This is a genomic window from Nitrosospira sp. Nsp2 (assembly GCF_003050965.1).
GTDB lineage: Bacteria > Pseudomonadota > Gammaproteobacteria > Burkholderiales > Nitrosomonadaceae > Nitrosospira.
Map to the genome: position 1 here is coordinate 180,930 of NZ_QAOU01000005.1, position 16,932 is coordinate 197,861.

The following is a 16,932-nucleotide window of genomic DNA, read 5'->3' on the forward strand; positions in this document are numbered from 1 at the left end:
TATGCATGTGGTTCCATACCGCCTCTGGATAATCCTGACCTTTTTCACCGCGCTACTTCCAATCAAAACCGTTTCGGCTCTCGGGCTCATGCAGGCCTATGATGCCGCGTTGAACAACGATGCCATCTTTCGGGCCGCGGTGCATGAAAACGAAGCCGGGCAGCAGTTGAAGGTGATTGGTCGCGCCAGTCTGCTACCCGTTCTGTCCGGCACCTATTCGACCAACTTGGTAGACGGGGAGCGCGCCTCATTGGGGCAGGCAGCTCAGCATCTGACCTACCGCAACGAATCCGCTGTCCTTCAGTTGCGTCAGCCGGTGGTCAACTTTGAATCATTCGCTCGCTATAAGCAGGGGCTGGCGCAAACCAGCGCGGCCGATGCCCAGTTTGTGACGCGAAACCAGGACTTGATCGTCCGGCTTGCGGCCGCCTATATGGACGCCCGATTCGCAGAGGATCAGCTGGCGCTTACGTCTTCGCAGATGAATTCATATGCGGAACAGCGTTTAACCAATGAACGCCTGTTCGAAAAGGGAGAGGGAACCCGGACCGAGATGCTGGAAACACAGGCACGCTTCGATCTGGCCGAAGCACAGGTAATCGAGGCCCGCGATAATCTTACGAATGCGCGTAACGTACTCGCGTCCATCGTTGGCGAGGAAATTAGGCTGGTGAATCCGCTGCTGGATGATTTCCGTGCGAAGCCAATGCTACCCTCAAGCTTCGAGGAATGGAAAGAAATCGCCCTGGAGCAGAACCCTGAGATTGTCTCGCAACGGCATGCAGTAGAGGTCGCGCGCCAGGAAATCAACAAGCAGCGCGCCGGTCACGCGCCGCGCGTCGATCTCGTCGCCAGCATTAACAAGTCCAAGTCGGACAATATCATCTTTTTCGGACTGGACACGTTTACCCGCAGCGTCGGCGTACAGGTAAATGTTCCCATATACGCCGGCGGCATGGTCAACGCAATGACGAGCCAGGCCGTGTCAAATCACGAAAGAGCAAAGGCTGAGCTGGACTCGAGAACGGACCAGGTTTTAATCGAATTGCGCAGACAGTTCAATCTCAACCTTAGCAGTTTAAGGCGAATCGACGCGCTGGTGTCGTCTGTCAGCTCCCGGAATGTTCTTCTCGAAGCGACCAGGAAAAGCGCCATTGGCGGAACGCGGAACAACATCGATATTCTCAACGCCGAACAACAATTCTTTGAGGCAAAGCTTGACCTGATGCAGGCACGCTACAACTATCTCCTGAGCTATTTGCGGTTACGCAAAGCGGCCGGTACGGTAGATACGCGTGACCTGCAAAATGTAGCCCGCTATTTTGTTTCCCGGCAATAAAAGTAGAAAAGTCGTAGAAGGCACATTCGATGCGCTGAAGAACTTCCCATCTGCGTTACGCGAAACTACTTTGAATTTTCTGGTCCGCACGCCTGATTCTCGCCCCTAACCGCGATAGCTTATCTTCAATCCGCTCATAGCCTCGATCGAGGTGATAGATGCGATCGATTACCGTCTCGCCCTTTGCGATCAGGCCCGCGAGTACCAGGCTGGCGGAGGCGCGCAGGTCGGTCGCCATCACGTTCGCGCCATCCAGCGCGGCAACCCCGCATACCACCGCGGTGTTCCCTTCTACTTTGATGTCTGCATTCATGCGTTTTAATTCCTGCACATGCATGAAACGATTCTCGAATATAGTCTCCGTGATGATTGCGGTTCCGGTGGCAATGCTGTTCAAAACCATGAATTGAGCTTGCATATCGGTGGGAAAGGCGGGATAGGGAGCTGTACGTAAATTGGTAGATTTCAGCGGATTATTCATTTTTAGATGTATCCAGTCTTCCCCCGACTCGATCGCGGCCCCCGCTTCCATTAACTTGTCGAGTACCGCATCGAGCGTGTCAGAGCGAGTTCCCCTGAGATAAATTTCGCCGCCGCTGGCTGCAGCGGCAACAAGGAACGTACCTGTTTCAATGCGGTCGGGCATGACCCGATGGCTGGCGCCGTGCAGGGCCGGAACGCCTTCAACCGTAATGATATCGCTCCCGACCCCGTGAATTTTAGCGCCCATGGCGACCAGGCAATTCGCAAGGTCCGTTACTTCTGGCTCGCGCGCCGCGTTCTCGAGCACCGTGATCCCATCGGCTAGCGTTGCGGCCATCATTAAATTTTCGGTACCTGTGACAGTAACGATATCCATAACAATGTGCGCGCCATTGAGCCGCTTTGCTTTTGCATCAATGTAGCCATGCTCGATCTCAATCTCCGCCCCCATGGCCTGAAGCCCCTTGATATGCTGATCAACGGGACGCAAGCCGATAGCACAGCCGCCCGGCAACGAAACCCGGGCCGCGCCCTCTCGCGCGAGCATCGGACCCAGTACCAATATCGAGGCCCGCATAGTCTTCACCATTTCGTACGGCGCTACAACATTGGCTAGCGTCGCAGCGGTGAGTCTCGTGCCGTCGCCGTCTGTCACGATGCTCACACCCAACTGGCGCAGCAGGCTCAGCATTGTCGCCACATCGTTCAGGCGAGGGACGTTATCGATCGAGAGCGTATCGCTGGTAAGAAGAGAGGCGCATAAGATAGGCAGCGCGGCATTTTTCGCACCTGAAATATAGGCTTCACCGGACAGAGGCACTCCACCCTGTATGATCAGTTTTTGCATAGTTGAAATATGAAGGAGTTCTCGTCATCATATCGCAAAGGCCGTCTTTACGGTTTCAATTTCAAGCCTCTATATCGGGGCGCCAACCCAAGGAGATCAAATGAAAAAAAGAACGATTCAAACTTCGGACGCACCCCAGGCGATCGGCACTTATTCCCAGGGGATACGGGTCAGCGGGGGAGACACTGTGTATATTTCCGGACAGATCGGCCTCGACCCCGTTTCTATGGAGATGGTCGCCGGGATCGATGATCAGATTCACCGGGTATTTCTAAACCTGACCGCCGTGGCAGCCGCAAGCGGCGGAAATTTAAGCGACATTGTCAAATTGAACGTGTACCTGACTGATCTTGGCAACTTTCAGAAGGTGAACGAAATTATGGCAAGCTACATCACAGCGCCCTATCCGGCGCGGGCGGCGATCGGGGTGTCAGCACTACCGCGTGGGGCGCTGGTGGAAATGGATGCGGTGCTGGTATTGGCTGAGTGAAAGTCGATATCAAACCCTCGACAATTCCAACCGCCAATCGCCCTGGCGGTAAGGCGCTACAGGAGAAGCTCGCCAAATTAGGTATCGCCGATGAGTTCGATCTGGTGCTGCATCTGCCATTGCGTTACGAGGATGAAACCCATCTTTATCCTATCCGGGACCTTCCTGAACGTAAAACAGTACAGGTCGAAGGCACGATCATCGACAATAAAGTCATGTACCGCCCGCGGCGGCAACTGATTTGCGGAGTGGATGACGGCAGCGGTGTGCTTTGGATACGCTTTCTCAATTTTTATGGCAGTCAGGTAAATGCGTATTCGGTTGGCAAGCGAGTGCGGGTGCTGGGTGAAGCACGTCAAGGTTTTTTCGGCCCCGAAATGGTCCATCCCAAATGCCGCGTTGTATATGAACAGGAACCGCTCGCTGACGCGCTCACGCCGATTTATCCCGCGACAGCGGGTCTTTCCTCCGACACCATTCGCAAACTGATTCTGCAAGCGCTACCGCAGGACAGGGACGGCGAAAAGCAGTCGCACTTATCAGAAACTCTGCCCGATCAGGTTATAACGCGACATCGGCTTCGAGGTTTTGGGGACAGCGTGATTTTCTTGCACCAGCCGTCGCCGGACGCGTCCGCCCATCTATTGCAGGAACGCAGCCACCCCGCATGGCAGCGCATCAAGTTTGATGAACTGCTGGCGCAACAGCTATCCATGCGCTTGCATTATCTGCAGCGCCGCGATGCGAGCGCACCTGTTCTGCCGCCAAAGAACAGGTTGACTAAAGCGCTGCTCGCATCACTGCCTTTCCAGCTCACCGACGGGCAGAAGAAAGCCTTTTCGGAAATCAGCAGAGATCTCGCGACAGCCCATCCAATGCAGCGGCTGTTGCAGGGCGATGTCGGCAGTGGCAAAACAATTGTGGCCGCACTCGCGGTTCTGCAGGCTATCGAAAATGATTACCAGGCGGCGCTGCTGGCACCAACCGAGATTCTTGCCGAGCAACATTATCAAAAACTTTGCGCGTGGCTTGACCCGTTACTTACTCCGCTAGGTGTGACAATTGCCTGGTTAGTCGGCACGCAGAAAAAGAAACAGCGGGAAATCATGTTGGCCAATATCGCTTCAGGCAATGCCATGCTCGCGATCGGCACCCATGCATTATTCCAGGAACGGGTGGAGTTTAACCGGCTCGGACTGGCTGTAATCGACGAGCAACACCGTTTTGGCGTTCACCAGCGGCTGGCGTTAAGAGAGAAAGGGTCCAGAAACAACTTGGCGGGCTCGACGCCGCATCAGTTAATGATGAGTGCAACGCCTATTCCCCGCACACTTTCGATGAGCTACTTTGCCGATCTGGATGTGTCGCTCATAGAAGGCTTGCCGCCGGGCAGAACACCAGTCGTGACCAGACTGGTCGCGGATACCCGCCGTGACGAAGTCACGGTACGCATCCGGGAAGCCTGCGGTAGCGGAAAACAGGCTTACTGGGTCTGCCCGCTGATTGAAGAATCTGACGCTTTGCAGCTTAAGACCGCCCTCGACACGTACGAAACTTTGAACCTGACTTTTCCCGAATTAAAAATCGGCCTTATACATGGGCGGCTCGCGCCGCGGGAAAAATCGGGGATTATGGAATCCTTTGTGCAGGGCGAAATTCAGCTGCTAGTGGCGACGACGGTGATCGAAGTTGGCGTAGATGTGCCTAATGCATCGCTAATGGTCATCGAACATGCGGAACGCATGGGGCTGGCGCAACTGCACCAACTGCGAGGGCGTGTCGGGCGCGGCACGACAGGCGGAATATGCATACTGCTGTACCAGAAACCCCTGTCAGCAACGGCACGGGAAAGGCTGAGGATTATATTCGAACAAAACGATGGTTTTGAAATCGCGCGGCATGATCTCCGCCTTCGGGGCCCGGGCGAATTTTTGGGAGCCCGTCAGAGCGGCCTTCCTATGCTGCGCTTTGCTGATCCTGAAAAAGATGAGGAGTTGCTTGAGGCCGCCCGCGCTGCAGCAGACCAATTGTTGCGCGATTACCCGGACCATGCCCAACGCCATGTGCAGCGATGGCTTGGAAGAAGGAGTGAATACCTGCGGGTGTAAACCGGCCGATACCAAGCCTTTGCGTTCAGGTTCGCCCATCCGGACCTGCTTATCAACCCGACTTGATTCGCCGGGTAACAATGAATGATTTTACAAACAAACAATCTAACTCTGGAATATCCTGGCAAACTGCTGTGCCGTAACTTGACCTTGACTATTCATCCAGGCGAATGCTGGGCGATACTCGGTCAGAACGGTTGCGGCAAGACTACTTTGATACACGCGCTGGGTGGTCTGCATGACGTTGAGGCAGCTTACGCGTCATCTATCATGGTCGCAGGGAAGGCACCCCGAGCTTGGGCCAGGCGCGAGCTTGCACGCCATCTCGGCATCCTGTTGCAGGAAGAAACGGGTGATTTCTGGGGGAATGTGTTTGAATATGTATTGCTGGGGCGGCACCCCCACTTGAACGATATGTTCGGCTTTCGAGACGTCGACCACGAAATGACGGTTCGAGCCATGGAGCGCATGCAACTGATGGGGATCGCCCGCCGCTCCCTCGTCACGCTATCTGGCGGAGAGCGTCAACGCGCGCGAATCGCCTTGTTGCTTGCCCAGTCGCCACAATGCCTGTTGCTGGACGAACCACTGCAACATCTGGACTTGCGCCATCAGGTGGGCGTAATGGCGTTGTTCAGGGAATTGGCCCGGCAAGGCAAGGCATTGGTAATGGTGCTTCACGACGTCGGCTGGGCTAGCCACTTCTGCGACCATGCTCTGATGCTGTTCGATGATGGAAGCACAATTGCTGGACCCGTAGAGACGGTGCTCAACCGCGGTAATCTTGAAACTTTATACCAATGCGGCATAAACGAACTCCCGCTGGGACGCGGACGTCATTTCGTGCCGGATTTGACGCCAAGTGTATAATTGGCAACTTGATGCTTTTCTTGGTACGTAATGATCCGTCAACTTCTTCACCGCGTATTCGGCCGTAACACCTCCGCCCCTTCCGCCACGCGCGCCTCATCCTCCAGCCCGCGTATCATTCCTCGTGAACAACACGGCATTGCACGTGACCATATCCACCCGTGCGCGTTGAAAGTCACGTCCGGCTTGCAGGAAGCGGGATACGCCGCTTTCATCGTCGGTGGAGCGGCTCGCGATCTGCTCCTCGGACTGGAACCAAAAGATTTTGATGTGGCGACAAACGCCACACCTGAGGAAGTGCGAGCGATTTTCCGCCGCTCGCGCATTATCGGCCGGCGTTTCCGGTTGGTTCATGTCATGTGCGGGGCCGAGACAGTGGAAGTATCGACCTTTCGAGGCGGTCCCTCAGGGCCCCCAAGTCCTCCAAGTCTTCCAAGTCTTCCAAGTCTTCCAGGTCCCTCGGGTAACGGTGAAAACGGTGAGACACTTCACGCTCACGCCGACGAGCACGGAAGGCTATTGCGGGATAACGTATTCGGAAGCCAGGAGGAGGACGCCAAACGGCGCGACTTCACTGTCAACGCGCTATTTTTTGATCCGGTCCAGGAAGAGCTCTGGGATTATTTGAACGGCTATGAGGATCTCAAGGCGGGGCGCCTCAAAATCATTGGCGACCCGGTGCGGCGCTACCGGGAAGATCCAATACGGATGCTGCGCGTGGTTCGGCTTGCGGCCAAACTCGACATGCAGATAGACCCGAATACCGCCGCGCCAATTGGCGATCTTGCTCCGCTGTTGCGGAATGTGCCCCCCTCGCGATTATTTGAAGAGATGTTGAAACTGCTCCTGTCCGGTCACGCGTTATCCTGTGTGGTGGATTTGCGTACCCGAGGGCTGCACCATGGGCTGCTGCCAATGCTGGACGTGATACTGGAGCAGCCACTTGGCGAACGCTTTATTACGCTTGCGCTCAAAAATACCGATGAGCGGGTGCGTAAGGAAAAGCCGGTGTCCCCCGGGTTCCTTTTTGCCGCCTTGCTTTGGCACGAAGTGCTCGCGGCTTGGAACGCACGTCAGTCAACTGGCGAGAAGCCAGTCCATGCGCTGCATCAGGCGATGAGCGACGTGCTTGCGGTGCAAAACGAGAATCTGGCAATTCCGCGCAGATACGATGCCATTATGAAGGAAATATGGGCGATGCAGTCCCGCTTTACGGGCCGCTCCGGTCGCAGACCGTTTCGCTTGCTGGAACATCCCCGTTTTCGCGCAGCGTACGATTTCATGTTATTGCGGTGCGAAAGTGGTGAGATAGAGATGGAGCTCGGCAAATGGTGGGAAGAATTTCAGCATGCACCCGCTGGAGAACGCGAAGCCATGCTGCTGAAGGATGACGCGCCAAGGAAGCGCCGAAGGACTCGGGGCCGAAAAAAATCAGCCCCTGCCAATACGTCGGCAGCCGACAACACCATTGTTGAGACCTCGGAATAGGTCACATGTCACAGCACCGCGTCGCGACTAACCATGCGGCATATATCGGCCTGGGCAGTAATATGGCCGAGCCTGTAGCGCAAATCCGGAAGGCGCTGGACGAGCTGGCGCGTCTTCCGTCGAGCCACCTCCTGGCGTTTTCCTCACTCTACCGCACCGCCCCGGTGGGAAAACTGGATCAGCCAGATTTCATCAACGCGGTGGCGCTGATCGAAACTGGCTTGCCGCCGCACGATCTGCTTAAAGCCCTGCTCGAAATCGAGCAGGGTCATGGGCGAGTGCGTGAATATCGCAACGGCCCGCGGACTCTCGATCTCGACATCCTCCTGTACGACGATCTGCACTGCAGCGACTGTCACCTGACTCTGCCTCATCCGCGTATGCATCAACGGGCGTTTGTGCTACGCCCGCTTTTCGAAATCGCGCCGGACTGCCGCATTTCCGGTTACGGCGCCATCGCGGAATTGCTCAGGGCGTGCTCCGGACAGCAACTCGAAAGAGAGCCGGGATAAGTGAATCTCGCGGATTATCGTTACATCGTTATCGAGGGACCGATAGGCGCGGGCAAGACCAGCCTGGCACGCTGCATGGCTACTCGCCTGGGTTGTGAACTCCTGCTTGAACAACCCGCGGAAAACCCGTTTCTCGAAAAGTTCTATGGGGACATTCCCCGATACGCCCTTTCTACACAATTGTTTTTTTTGTTTCAGCGAGTTAATCAGCTCCAGGAACTGGCTCAGATCGATATGTTCAGCAATACGACCGTGAGCGACTTCATGCTTGACAAGGATCCGCTGTTCGCGAGGCTCACGTTAAATGATGCCGAGTATGATCTGTACCGCAAAATTTATCATCACCTGCAACCGGAAGCGCCCCTGCCCGACCTGGTGATTTATTTGCAGGCGTCTCCTTCCACGCTAGTCGAACGTGTAAAAAGGCGAGGCAACGCCTTTGAAAATAAAATTTCGGAAGAATACTTATGGCAGTTGGCGGATAGTTACACGAGGTTCTTTCACCAATATGAAGCTGCCCCCTTGATGATCATAAACAGCGAAAATTTAAATTTCGCTGATAGGCAGGAGGATTTTGATTTATTGTTGAAACAGGTGGAGCAGATGCGCGGCCCCAGGGAATATTTTAATTTCGGGATCTAGGGAACTCCCGAACATCGCGAACACGTTCCACCCGCCTGTGATCCCGGCCCCTGGATGAATGCGTCGGGGCGGCGAGGTTACGGCGTACAGATATTTTTATTCGACTATACGATGCACTACAGTAGGAGTTCAGGCATGCGAACCACGCAAGACGCTATACAAAAAATGCGGGACGATGGGGAGAAGATCGCCGTCCTGACGTGCTACGACGCAAGCTTTGCGGCATTGCTGGAAAATGCCGGCGTGGACATCTTGCTGGTGGGAGATTCTCTGGGTAACGTACTCCAGGGGGAAGAAAGCACTCTGCCCGTTACGCTGGATGACATGATTTACCACACCCGCTGCGTAAAGCGGGGGTCGAGCAAGGCGCTCATTATGGCAGACATGCCGTTCGGCACGTCTCAGGTAAGTCCCGAAGCGACATTCGAAAATGCCGCAGAGCTCCTGGCTGCGGGCGCAAATATGGTCAAGCTCGAGGGCGGCACCATTATGGCCGAAACGGTCGCATTCCTCACGCAGCGCGGGATACCTGTCTGTGCCCATATCGGATTAACGCCGCAATCGGTGCATCAGTTAGGCGGCTACAAGGTCCAAGGCACGACTGACTATCAGGCTCGACAGGTGCTGGAGGACGCGGTTGCCCTGGAAAAAGCGGGAGCAAGTATGCTCTTGATGGAGGTTGTTCCCGCCGTGCTGGCGGAAAAGGTGACCAGGACGCTATCTATTCCAACGATTGGTATCGGCGCAGGAGCCAATTGTTCGGCTCAGGTGTTGGTACTTTATGACATGCTGGGTATCTATTCCGGCAAGAAAGCCAGATTCATGAGAAACTTTATGACGGGCGCAACCAGTATCCATGAAGCGGCAACAAATTATGTGAGCGCCGTCAAGAGTGGCGAATTTCCAGGGCCAGAGCATGCGTTTTAGCTTGGGTTGAGTGTTGGACGTCCTGACCGACATCTCATCCTTGCGGGAGAGACTTAAGCGCGAATCTTCCGTCTCTCTTGTGCCCACAATGGGAGGTTTGCACGACGGCCATCTCTCGCTTGTTCGCCTTGCGCGGATGAAGGCAGACTGTGTGGTCACCAGTATTTTTGTAAATCGCCTGCAGTTCTCGCCCACCGAAGACTTCGACCGGTATCCCCGAGCCCTGGCGGATGACTGTAAGCTATTGGAGCAGTCGGGCACATCCGTGGTCTTTGCGCCCTCCGAGCACACACTCTATCCCGTACTTCAGGAATTTATGGTTGAGCCCCCGCCCATTGCAAACAGCCTGGAAGGCGAGTTTCGCCCCGGGTTTTTCCGCGGGGTGGCGACGGTGGTGCTGAAGCTTTTCAATATTGTGCAACCGCAGATCGCGGTCTTTGGCAAAAAAGATTACCAGCAGTTGCACCTGGTGCGGGAACTGGTGAGACAGTTCAACTATTCTCTTGAAATTGTTGCGGGGGAGACTGTTCGTGCACCCGATAATTTGGCCCTGAGCTCCCGCAACCGCTACCTCACCCCCGAAACACGCGCCGAGGCGGCGCGGTTGTATCAAGTCTTGGCGCAAGTCAAAAACCAAATAGAAAAGGGCAATACATGTTTTGATGACCTGGAGAGGAACGCAACAGGAATTCTTTTTGAACACGGCTGGAAAACCGATTACATCTCGATACGGCACACCCATACCCTGGCCCCGGCGCACGAGGGCGACGAGGACATGGTGGTGCTCGGTGCAGCCCAGTTGAGGGGAACGCGGTTAATTGACAACGTAGAATTGCATTTAGAATCGTGAAAGCACGATTGATACCACTCGAACCCCCGCCTTCACTTATCCCATTCATCCAGCCCATCCAGTCTATCCAGTCCAGTTTGCAATACAACGCTTTTCTCAAAAATTCAATCCCGCCGCAGGTTTAGAAACAGGCGTCCCGTACTGATTGACTGGCGTGCAATCTGGCACGGGTCGTACTCCAACATCGAACCTCGAATTACGGCTGGGCATGAGTAGTTCCCACGACCCCAGTCGCATCACATCACCTGGAAGGAGACGTAACACAACTTGGATAAGTCACTCCAGCCAGATGAGGCTGCCGATTCCGTTACCGCGGGGTCTCGTGCCGATCTTGGTGAAGCTGTAACTGATTGAATATTTTACGTTTTATACCGTCTCCGTCTGGAGACATGATAAAATCGTTATTATTCAGGCAGTTAAAGTCGGAAATCCGTTTTTAGTTGCTGGAAGGCAACAACCTGGGACCAAGTAAAACGTAGCTGATCGTCCTGAGCTTATCTTAAGTTGCTGTTTCTCAGCATTTTTATATTATGGCACGAAAAATGCTTAATAGACATTGATTCACCGTGGGTGGTGTTCCCGATACGGGTTCCCGAATAACCGGGGTGAATCTGATAAAAAAAGCTTGGCGGGCCAACAAACAGCCGAGGAGAGAAAGCGTGGCACACGTTGAGTCAGGCTAACGTTTCCGGACCCTGCCTTGACCGCGTAATTCAGCGACGCATAAATCTTGGGCGCAGCCCCAATACAAGGAGGTATCTTAATTATGTTTTCCCTGCACAGCCCGAAGCAAAATCGGATTCTTGCCGCACTGCCGGCGGAAGATTATGCGCGGCTTCTACCTTATCTCGAATTCACGGCGATGCCGTTGGGCCAAACAATTTATGAGCCGGGATCGCCTATTTCGCACTTGTATTTTCCGACGAACAGCATTGTTGCGCCCTTGTATGGTATGCAAAATGGGGCATCGGTACGGCTTGCGATTATCGGCAACGAGGGCCTTACGGGTATTTCCTCTCTATTGGGTGGGGGTGGCACCCCGGCTGGTGTCGTGGTGCAAAGCGCGGGAGATGGGTACAGGGTTAAAGCGAGCGTAATAAAGCAAGAATTCGATTTGAAAGGAAAGTTACAACACCTGGTGTTGTGCTTCACCCAGGCACTGATGACGCAAACTGCGCAAAACGCAGTTTGCAATCGCCATCACAACATCGAGCAGCAGCTATGCCGCTTTCTACTGATGAGCCTTGATCGTTTACCCGGTCATGAGTTGCAGATGACACATGAGCAGATCGCTGTCATGTTGGGCGTACGCAGGGAAAGTGTAACGCAGGCTGCCCTTAAGCTGCAGATGATTGGAGCCATTCAATACAGCCGTGGACATATTGCCGTGCTGGATCGCGAGGAGCTGGAAAATACCGTGTGTGAATGTTACACCGTCGTAAACAATGAATACGAACGCCTGTTCTGCAATAATAGCTGCGCGACTGCAGATGTTGCCGTCACCAGGAAAACCAGCAAAGAGTTGTGGTCTGTGAGCTGAGGAGAGCCCCGGTCTACTCAGCGAGCACCAGGTTCCCCCCCTCCCCTAACCCTGGTGCAAGTTGAGTAGACCGGTTTTTAACCAGCGATCAGTTCTGATTCACACTCATGAGTTCTCTAAGGACATATGGCAGGATACCGCCATGAAGGTAATAGTCCACCTCTATAGCCGTATCGATACGGCATAACAACTCAATTTCGCGGCGGGAACCGTCCGGGTTCCGGATGACGAGCGTGACGTTCTGCTGTGGGCGGATGGCTTCCAAGCCCAGGAGATCGAATTGCTCATCGCCCTTGATCCCCAATGATTGAACGCTGTCATCGCCCTTGAACTGCAATGGCATTACGCCCATTCCGACGAGGTTGCTGCGGTGGATGCGCTCAAAGCTCCGTGTAATCACTGCCTTGACACCGAGCAACTGTGTTCCTTTCGCAGCCCAGTCCCGGCTGGAGCCGGTGCCATATTCTTCCCCGCCGAATACCAGTGTGGTCACTCCTTCCGCAATATATTTCATGGCTGCATCGTAAATACTCATCTGCTCACCATCCGGCTGATGCATGGTAATTCCGCCTTCGCTGCCGGGTATCATCAGATTTTTGATACGCACATTGGCGAACGTCCCGCGCATCATCACCTCGTGGTTACCGCGTCGCGCGCCGTAGCTGTTGAAATCCGACTTGGATACGCCGTGCGCAAGCAGATATTGACCAGCAGGCGAAGTCTCCTTGATTGCACCTGCGGGACTGATATGATCGGTCGTCACTGAATCGCCAAAAATCCCCAGAACGCGCGCATTGACGATCGCGCGAAGTTGAGCCGGCCGCATGGAGAAATCCTGGAAGAACGGGGGCTCAGCAATGTAGGTCGATGTCGGCCAGTTGTAAACCTCTCCGGCGACCGATGACACTTCGTTCCATAGCGGATGATCCTTGGTAAGGTTGCTGTAGAGTCGCCGGAATGTTTCGGCATTCGCGGCGAATTTCATTAATCCCTGGATCTCTTCCTCGCTCGGCCATATATCGGACAACCAGACGGGGCTGCCGCCTTGGTCGAAACCCAGCGGCTCCGCCGTCAAGTCTTTCCGCATCGAGCCGGCGATAGCATACGCCACGACCAGTGGGGGCGAGGCGAGGAAATTTGCGCGAATACTGGGGTGGATCCGCGCCTCGAAATTTCGGTTTCCCGACAGCACGGCGGCGCACACCATATCATTCGCCACCACGGCCTCCTCGATTGGTTCTGACAGTGGCCCGGAATTACCTATGCAAGTTGTGCAACCGTAGCCTGCCAGGTCAAAACCGAGTTTTTCGAGGTAAGGCATCAAACCGGTCGCGCTAAGATATTCCGTCACTACTCGCGACCCGGGTGCCAATGAAGTTTTTATATGGCGTTTTACTGTCAGCCCTTTTTCCACTGCTTTCTTGGCCAGCAACCCGGCCGCGAGGAGTACACTGGGGTTCGAGGTGTTGGTACAGGATGTAATCGCCGCAATCAGAACATCTCCATGCCCTAAATCGACCGGACCGTTCTTAAAGCAAACGGGCGTTTCCACCTGATCGAGAATCGGGCGGTTGTTGACCATCTCTGTGATGTTTCTTTCCGCTCCCGGCCTCACCGTCGCTTTATCCTGATTCAAGCTACTGGCTACAGACTCACTTGCTGCGGAACTCTCATTACAGTCACGCACCGAATAGCGCTGGTTTAGGTCCGTCACGTTTCTTCCATAGCCACTTTGTGGAACCGGCTTGCTGAAAAGCTCGATAAACCTGGATTTGACGTCGGCGAGTTCAATGCGGTCCTGTGGACGCCTGGGACCAGCCAGTGAGGGCGAGACCGTGCCCAAATCAAGCTCCAGTTCACGCGAGTAGTCGATTTGTCCCTTAAAAGGAATGCCGTACAATTCCTGAGCCTTGAAGTAGGATTGAAAGGCGGCGATTTCGTCTTCATCACGCCCCGTTCCCCGAAAATATTCGATAGTACGGTCATCCACGGGAAAGAAACCCATGGTGGCGCCATACTCAGGCGCCATATTCGCGATGGTGGCACGATCCGGGACGGTGAGCGAGGCGGTCCCTTCCCCGAAAAACTCCACAAACGTACCCACCACATGGGACTTTCGCAGCATTTCGGTCACGGTGAGCACAAGATCAGTTGCCGTGACGCCACTACGCAGTCTACCGGTGAGGTTCACACCAACAACATCCGGTGTTAAAAAGTAAACCGGCTGCCCGAGCATCCCCGCTTCTGCCTCGATCCCGCCAACTCCCCAGCCCACCACCCCGATCGCGTTAATCATCGTAGTGTGGGAGTCTGTTCCGACCAGGGTGTCGGGGTACACCAGGCCATCTTTCTGATAAACCCCACGCGCAAGGTACTCCAGATTGACTTGGTGCACTATTCCGATACCTGGCGGAACGACCTTGAACGTATCGAATGCCTGCATACCCCATTTTATGAACTGATACCGCTCACTGTTGCGGCGAAATTCCATTTCCATATTAAGGCGAAGGGCCTCACTATTACCGTAGTAATCGACCTGCACCGAGTGGTCAACGACCAGGTCAACCGGTACAAGGGGCTCGATCAGCTTGGGATTCCTTTCCATTCTTTTTGCAACGCTGCGCATCGCAGCGAGATCGACAAGGAGCGGCACGCCGGTGAAGTCTTGCAATACGATGCGCGACACCACAAAAGGAATCTCATCCACCCGCGGCGCGTTGGGCTGCCAGTTTGCGAGCCGTCTTACATGAGCCTCAGTAATTTTTTTCCCATCGTAATTGCGCAAAACCGATTCAAGCACAATACGAATGGAGACTGGCAACCGTGAAACTGTCCCCACCCCGGACGCCTCGAGCGCAGGCAAGGAATAGTATCTGGCGTGTTTGCCGGGCGAAAGAGGGATTTCTTTCAACGTGCTGAATGAATTCTGGATCATGGATGCTCCCGAGATATTGGCAAGGACCCCATTCGACAGGCTCATCTGAACCGTTTAACGTTGGGGGTTCTGAATGAACTAAGAGCTTTCTTTCAATCAATGCCAGGTAATGGTTTTAGTGAGCTTTTTTATATTCAGCAAGCTCTGCTTCAATCACACTGCTGGCAAAACTCTGATACGCGCTGCCAATACGTTTGGCCATGGCGTCCGGAAAAAGATGAAATATACCCGATTCCAGTGCAGCAATTATCCCTTCGGCGACAACCAAAGGAGGCTCGGCAATTCCCTGCAGGGCTGCGGCACCGCTCATATCGGTCGCAATGAGACCAGGGTGCACGCTCAGTACCGCAGTGCCCTGCTGACTCAGCAACTCACGTAGCGCCTGGGTGATTGAGTAGCTCGCCGCCTTGGTCGCGGAGTGTGTCGCAAAATCGGGAGCGCATTTCAACGATGCGATCGAGTTCATCTGTACGAATGCTCCTCCTCCATTTTTCTTGAGAATGGGCGCAAAAGCTTGAGCCACCCGCACGAGCCCGTATACATTGATTTGCATGCCAAGCTCAATCGCATCTATAGCGTCAGGGTCAAATGGCGTATGGGCCTTGAAAACAGCAGCATTGTTAACCACTACTTCAACATCCCTCGCCCTGTGGGCTGCTGCCATGATCGTTTCGGGTTTAGACAGATCAAATTGAACAACTGTCAACCTCTCCCCATAGCGTTCGCTGAGGGCGTTAGCAGAAGCTGGATTGCGTACTGCCGCATAGATTTTCGCTACGCCGCGACGCAGGAACGCCTCGACAATCGCCTTGCCGATTCCCCTATTCGCGCCGGTCACAAGCGCGGTCTTACCTTCGATGTTGCAAGTTATCTTCACTTCGTTCGAGTCATCGCCGATCAGCGACCGGCTTAGCCATTGGCAAGTGGTTAAATTATAGTCCGGTTAAGCCACATCTCTACCCATTGGCGGAAAATTATTCGCTCCCGAGGTTGCGGTAAAACAAGGCGCGGCAGAATATAGCCGCCGAAATGTTCGCAGCATAATTTCCGTATAATTTAAAAAATCATGTAATATGAACAACATGTAATGCCTTAAAGTGGTAGATGCGTGACTTTTCAATTTTTGCACGAGAGCACGCCGTCCTGGTCAATTTCTTGATGAGCATGTGTAATGGTGCCTCCCACGCTGGTCCTGGTGCACGGTTTCCTTGGCTTCTCACATTGGGGTCCCATCGAGTATTTTCGCGGAGTCCGAAAGATGCTGCTTCGTGCGGACATCCATGCGCTCATACCCGAGGTGCCGTCTGCGGGTTCCATAGCCATGCGCGCAGAGGTGCTTGCTCGAAGGCTGTTCCGCACCGATGCGCCTGCCTTTGCTTTAGTGGGACATAGCATGGGGGGACTGGATGCGCGATATATGATCACCCATCTCGATCCCGACCGACGTGTCAAGAGCCTGCTCACCGTTGCAACGCCGCACCGGGGCACGCCTCTGGCTACGTGGTTCCTTAAAGCGTCGGGACCTATTCCAGCCTGGATTCGGCACATCGGAAAGCCCGGGTTGGGGGAGTTAACGCCCGACGCGCGTGCAGCGATGCCGATCCCAAACCGCGAAGATGTTGACTACTGCTCCTATGCAAGCTTCCGCGCAATTGATGAGCTCCCATTCTGGCTCCGCCCCTATGGGCGCATCATCCCCGAAGACAATGACGGAATGGTGCCGCTGAGCTCCGCGAAATGGGGGAAATTTCGCGGTGCCGTGCGCGCGGATCACCTGGAAGGTATCGGCTGGAGCATCGCTTTGCCTGATGCCCGATCTAGGCGGCCCTTCAATCACCTCGCCTTTTGGAGTGAAGTGGCCACCGCAGCCTTGGCCGGAGCAGAGGGCCCAACAAGCTAAC

The 16,932-nt window shown here is 54.5% G+C and carries 14 protein-coding genes; 11 read left to right on the forward strand and 3 right to left on the reverse strand.

Annotated features, from left to right (window positions below; translation table 11 throughout):
* Nucleotide 1 precedes the first annotated feature (1 nt).
* Nucleotides 2-1,339, forward strand: coding sequence for a TolC family outer membrane protein (locus tag C8R31_RS12090; protein ID WP_107694318.1), 1,338 nt, complete (start codon nucleotides 2-4; stop codon nucleotides 1,337-1,339).
* Between the two features lie 55 nt (nucleotides 1,340-1,394).
* Here C8R31_RS12090 and murA read toward each other — a convergent pair whose 3' ends face one another.
* On the reverse strand, nucleotides 1,395-2,669 hold the full coding sequence (gene murA / locus C8R31_RS12095) for a UDP-N-acetylglucosamine 1-carboxyvinyltransferase (protein WP_107694319.1): 1,275 nt from the start codon (nucleotides 2,667-2,669) through the stop codon (nucleotides 1,395-1,397).
* 100 nt (nucleotides 2,670-2,769) lie between these two features.
* On the opposite strand from murA, the gene C8R31_RS12100 reads away from it, so the two are divergent.
* The 9 genes from C8R31_RS12100 to C8R31_RS12140 all read left to right on the forward strand — a co-directional run bounded on the left by C8R31_RS12100 (nucleotide 2,770) and on the right by C8R31_RS12140 (nucleotide 12,096).
* Nucleotides 2,770-3,159, forward strand: a complete 390-nt coding sequence (locus C8R31_RS12100; RefSeq protein ID WP_107694320.1) for a Rid family detoxifying hydrolase — start codon at nucleotides 2,770-2,772, stop codon at nucleotides 3,157-3,159.
* A complete protein-coding gene (recG, locus tag C8R31_RS12105; protein WP_258192693.1) occupies nucleotides 3,156-5,267 on the forward strand; it encodes an ATP-dependent DNA helicase RecG in 2,112 nt (703 codons plus the stop codon). Before C8R31_RS12100 ends, recG begins: the two co-directional genes overlap by 4 nt.
* Nucleotides 5,268-5,351: 84 nt before the next feature.
* The gene (locus C8R31_RS12110) at nucleotides 5,352-6,137 is read left to right on the forward strand and encodes an ABC transporter ATP-binding protein (protein WP_107694321.1); all 786 of its coding nucleotides are present in this window, start codon (nucleotides 5,352-5,354) and stop codon (nucleotides 6,135-6,137) included.
* A 30-nt stretch (nucleotides 6,138-6,167) separates the two neighbouring features.
* Entirely contained in the window at nucleotides 6,168-7,625 is a 1,458-nt protein-coding gene (pcnB, locus tag C8R31_RS12115; RefSeq protein WP_107694322.1) for a polynucleotide adenylyltransferase PcnB, read from the forward strand.
* A gap of 5 nt (nucleotides 7,626-7,630) precedes the next feature.
* Nucleotides 7,631-8,137, forward strand: a complete 507-nt coding sequence (gene folK / locus C8R31_RS12120; protein ID WP_107694323.1) for a 2-amino-4-hydroxy-6-hydroxymethyldihydropteridine diphosphokinase — start codon at nucleotides 7,631-7,633, stop codon at nucleotides 8,135-8,137.
* Nucleotides 8,138-8,779 (forward strand): deoxynucleoside kinase, encoded by a 642-nt coding sequence (locus C8R31_RS12125; protein ID WP_107694324.1) that lies wholly within the window; start codon nucleotides 8,138-8,140, stop codon nucleotides 8,777-8,779. It abuts the gene before it with no gap.
* 135 nt (nucleotides 8,780-8,914) lie between these two features.
* On the forward strand, nucleotides 8,915-9,706 hold the full coding sequence (gene panB, locus C8R31_RS12130; protein WP_107694325.1) for a 3-methyl-2-oxobutanoate hydroxymethyltransferase: 792 nt from the start codon (nucleotides 8,915-8,917) through the stop codon (nucleotides 9,704-9,706).
* 13 nt (nucleotides 9,707-9,719) lie between these two features.
* A complete protein-coding gene (gene panC, locus C8R31_RS12135; protein ID WP_107694378.1) occupies nucleotides 9,720-10,556 on the forward strand; it encodes a pantoate--beta-alanine ligase in 837 nt (278 codons plus the stop codon).
* Between the two features lie 766 nt (nucleotides 10,557-11,322).
* Nucleotides 11,323-12,096: a Crp/Fnr family transcriptional regulator gene (locus C8R31_RS12140; protein ID WP_107694326.1), complete on the forward strand. Its 774-nt coding sequence runs from the start codon at nucleotides 11,323-11,325 to the stop codon at nucleotides 12,094-12,096.
* Nucleotides 12,097-12,184: 88 nt separating this feature from the next.
* On the opposite strand, the gene C8R31_RS12145 is transcribed toward C8R31_RS12140, so the two are convergent.
* Nucleotides 12,185-15,031 carry an aconitate hydratase gene (locus C8R31_RS12145; protein ID WP_107694327.1) on the reverse strand — a complete coding sequence of 949 codons (2,847 nt, stop codon included), beginning with the start codon at nucleotides 15,029-15,031 and terminating at the stop codon, nucleotides 12,185-12,187.
* 115 nt (nucleotides 15,032-15,146) lie between these two features.
* On the reverse strand, nucleotides 15,147-15,908 hold the full coding sequence (locus C8R31_RS12150) for an SDR family oxidoreductase (RefSeq protein ID WP_219907520.1): 762 nt from the start codon (nucleotides 15,906-15,908) through the stop codon (nucleotides 15,147-15,149).
* Between the two features lie 294 nt (nucleotides 15,909-16,202).
* Between C8R31_RS12150 and C8R31_RS12155 the strand changes: the two genes are divergently transcribed.
* The gene (locus C8R31_RS12155) at nucleotides 16,203-16,931 is read left to right on the forward strand and encodes a triacylglycerol lipase (RefSeq protein ID WP_107694328.1); all 729 of its coding nucleotides are present in this window, start codon (nucleotides 16,203-16,205) and stop codon (nucleotides 16,929-16,931) included.
* The last annotated feature ends 1 nt before the right edge of the window (nucleotide 16,932 follow it).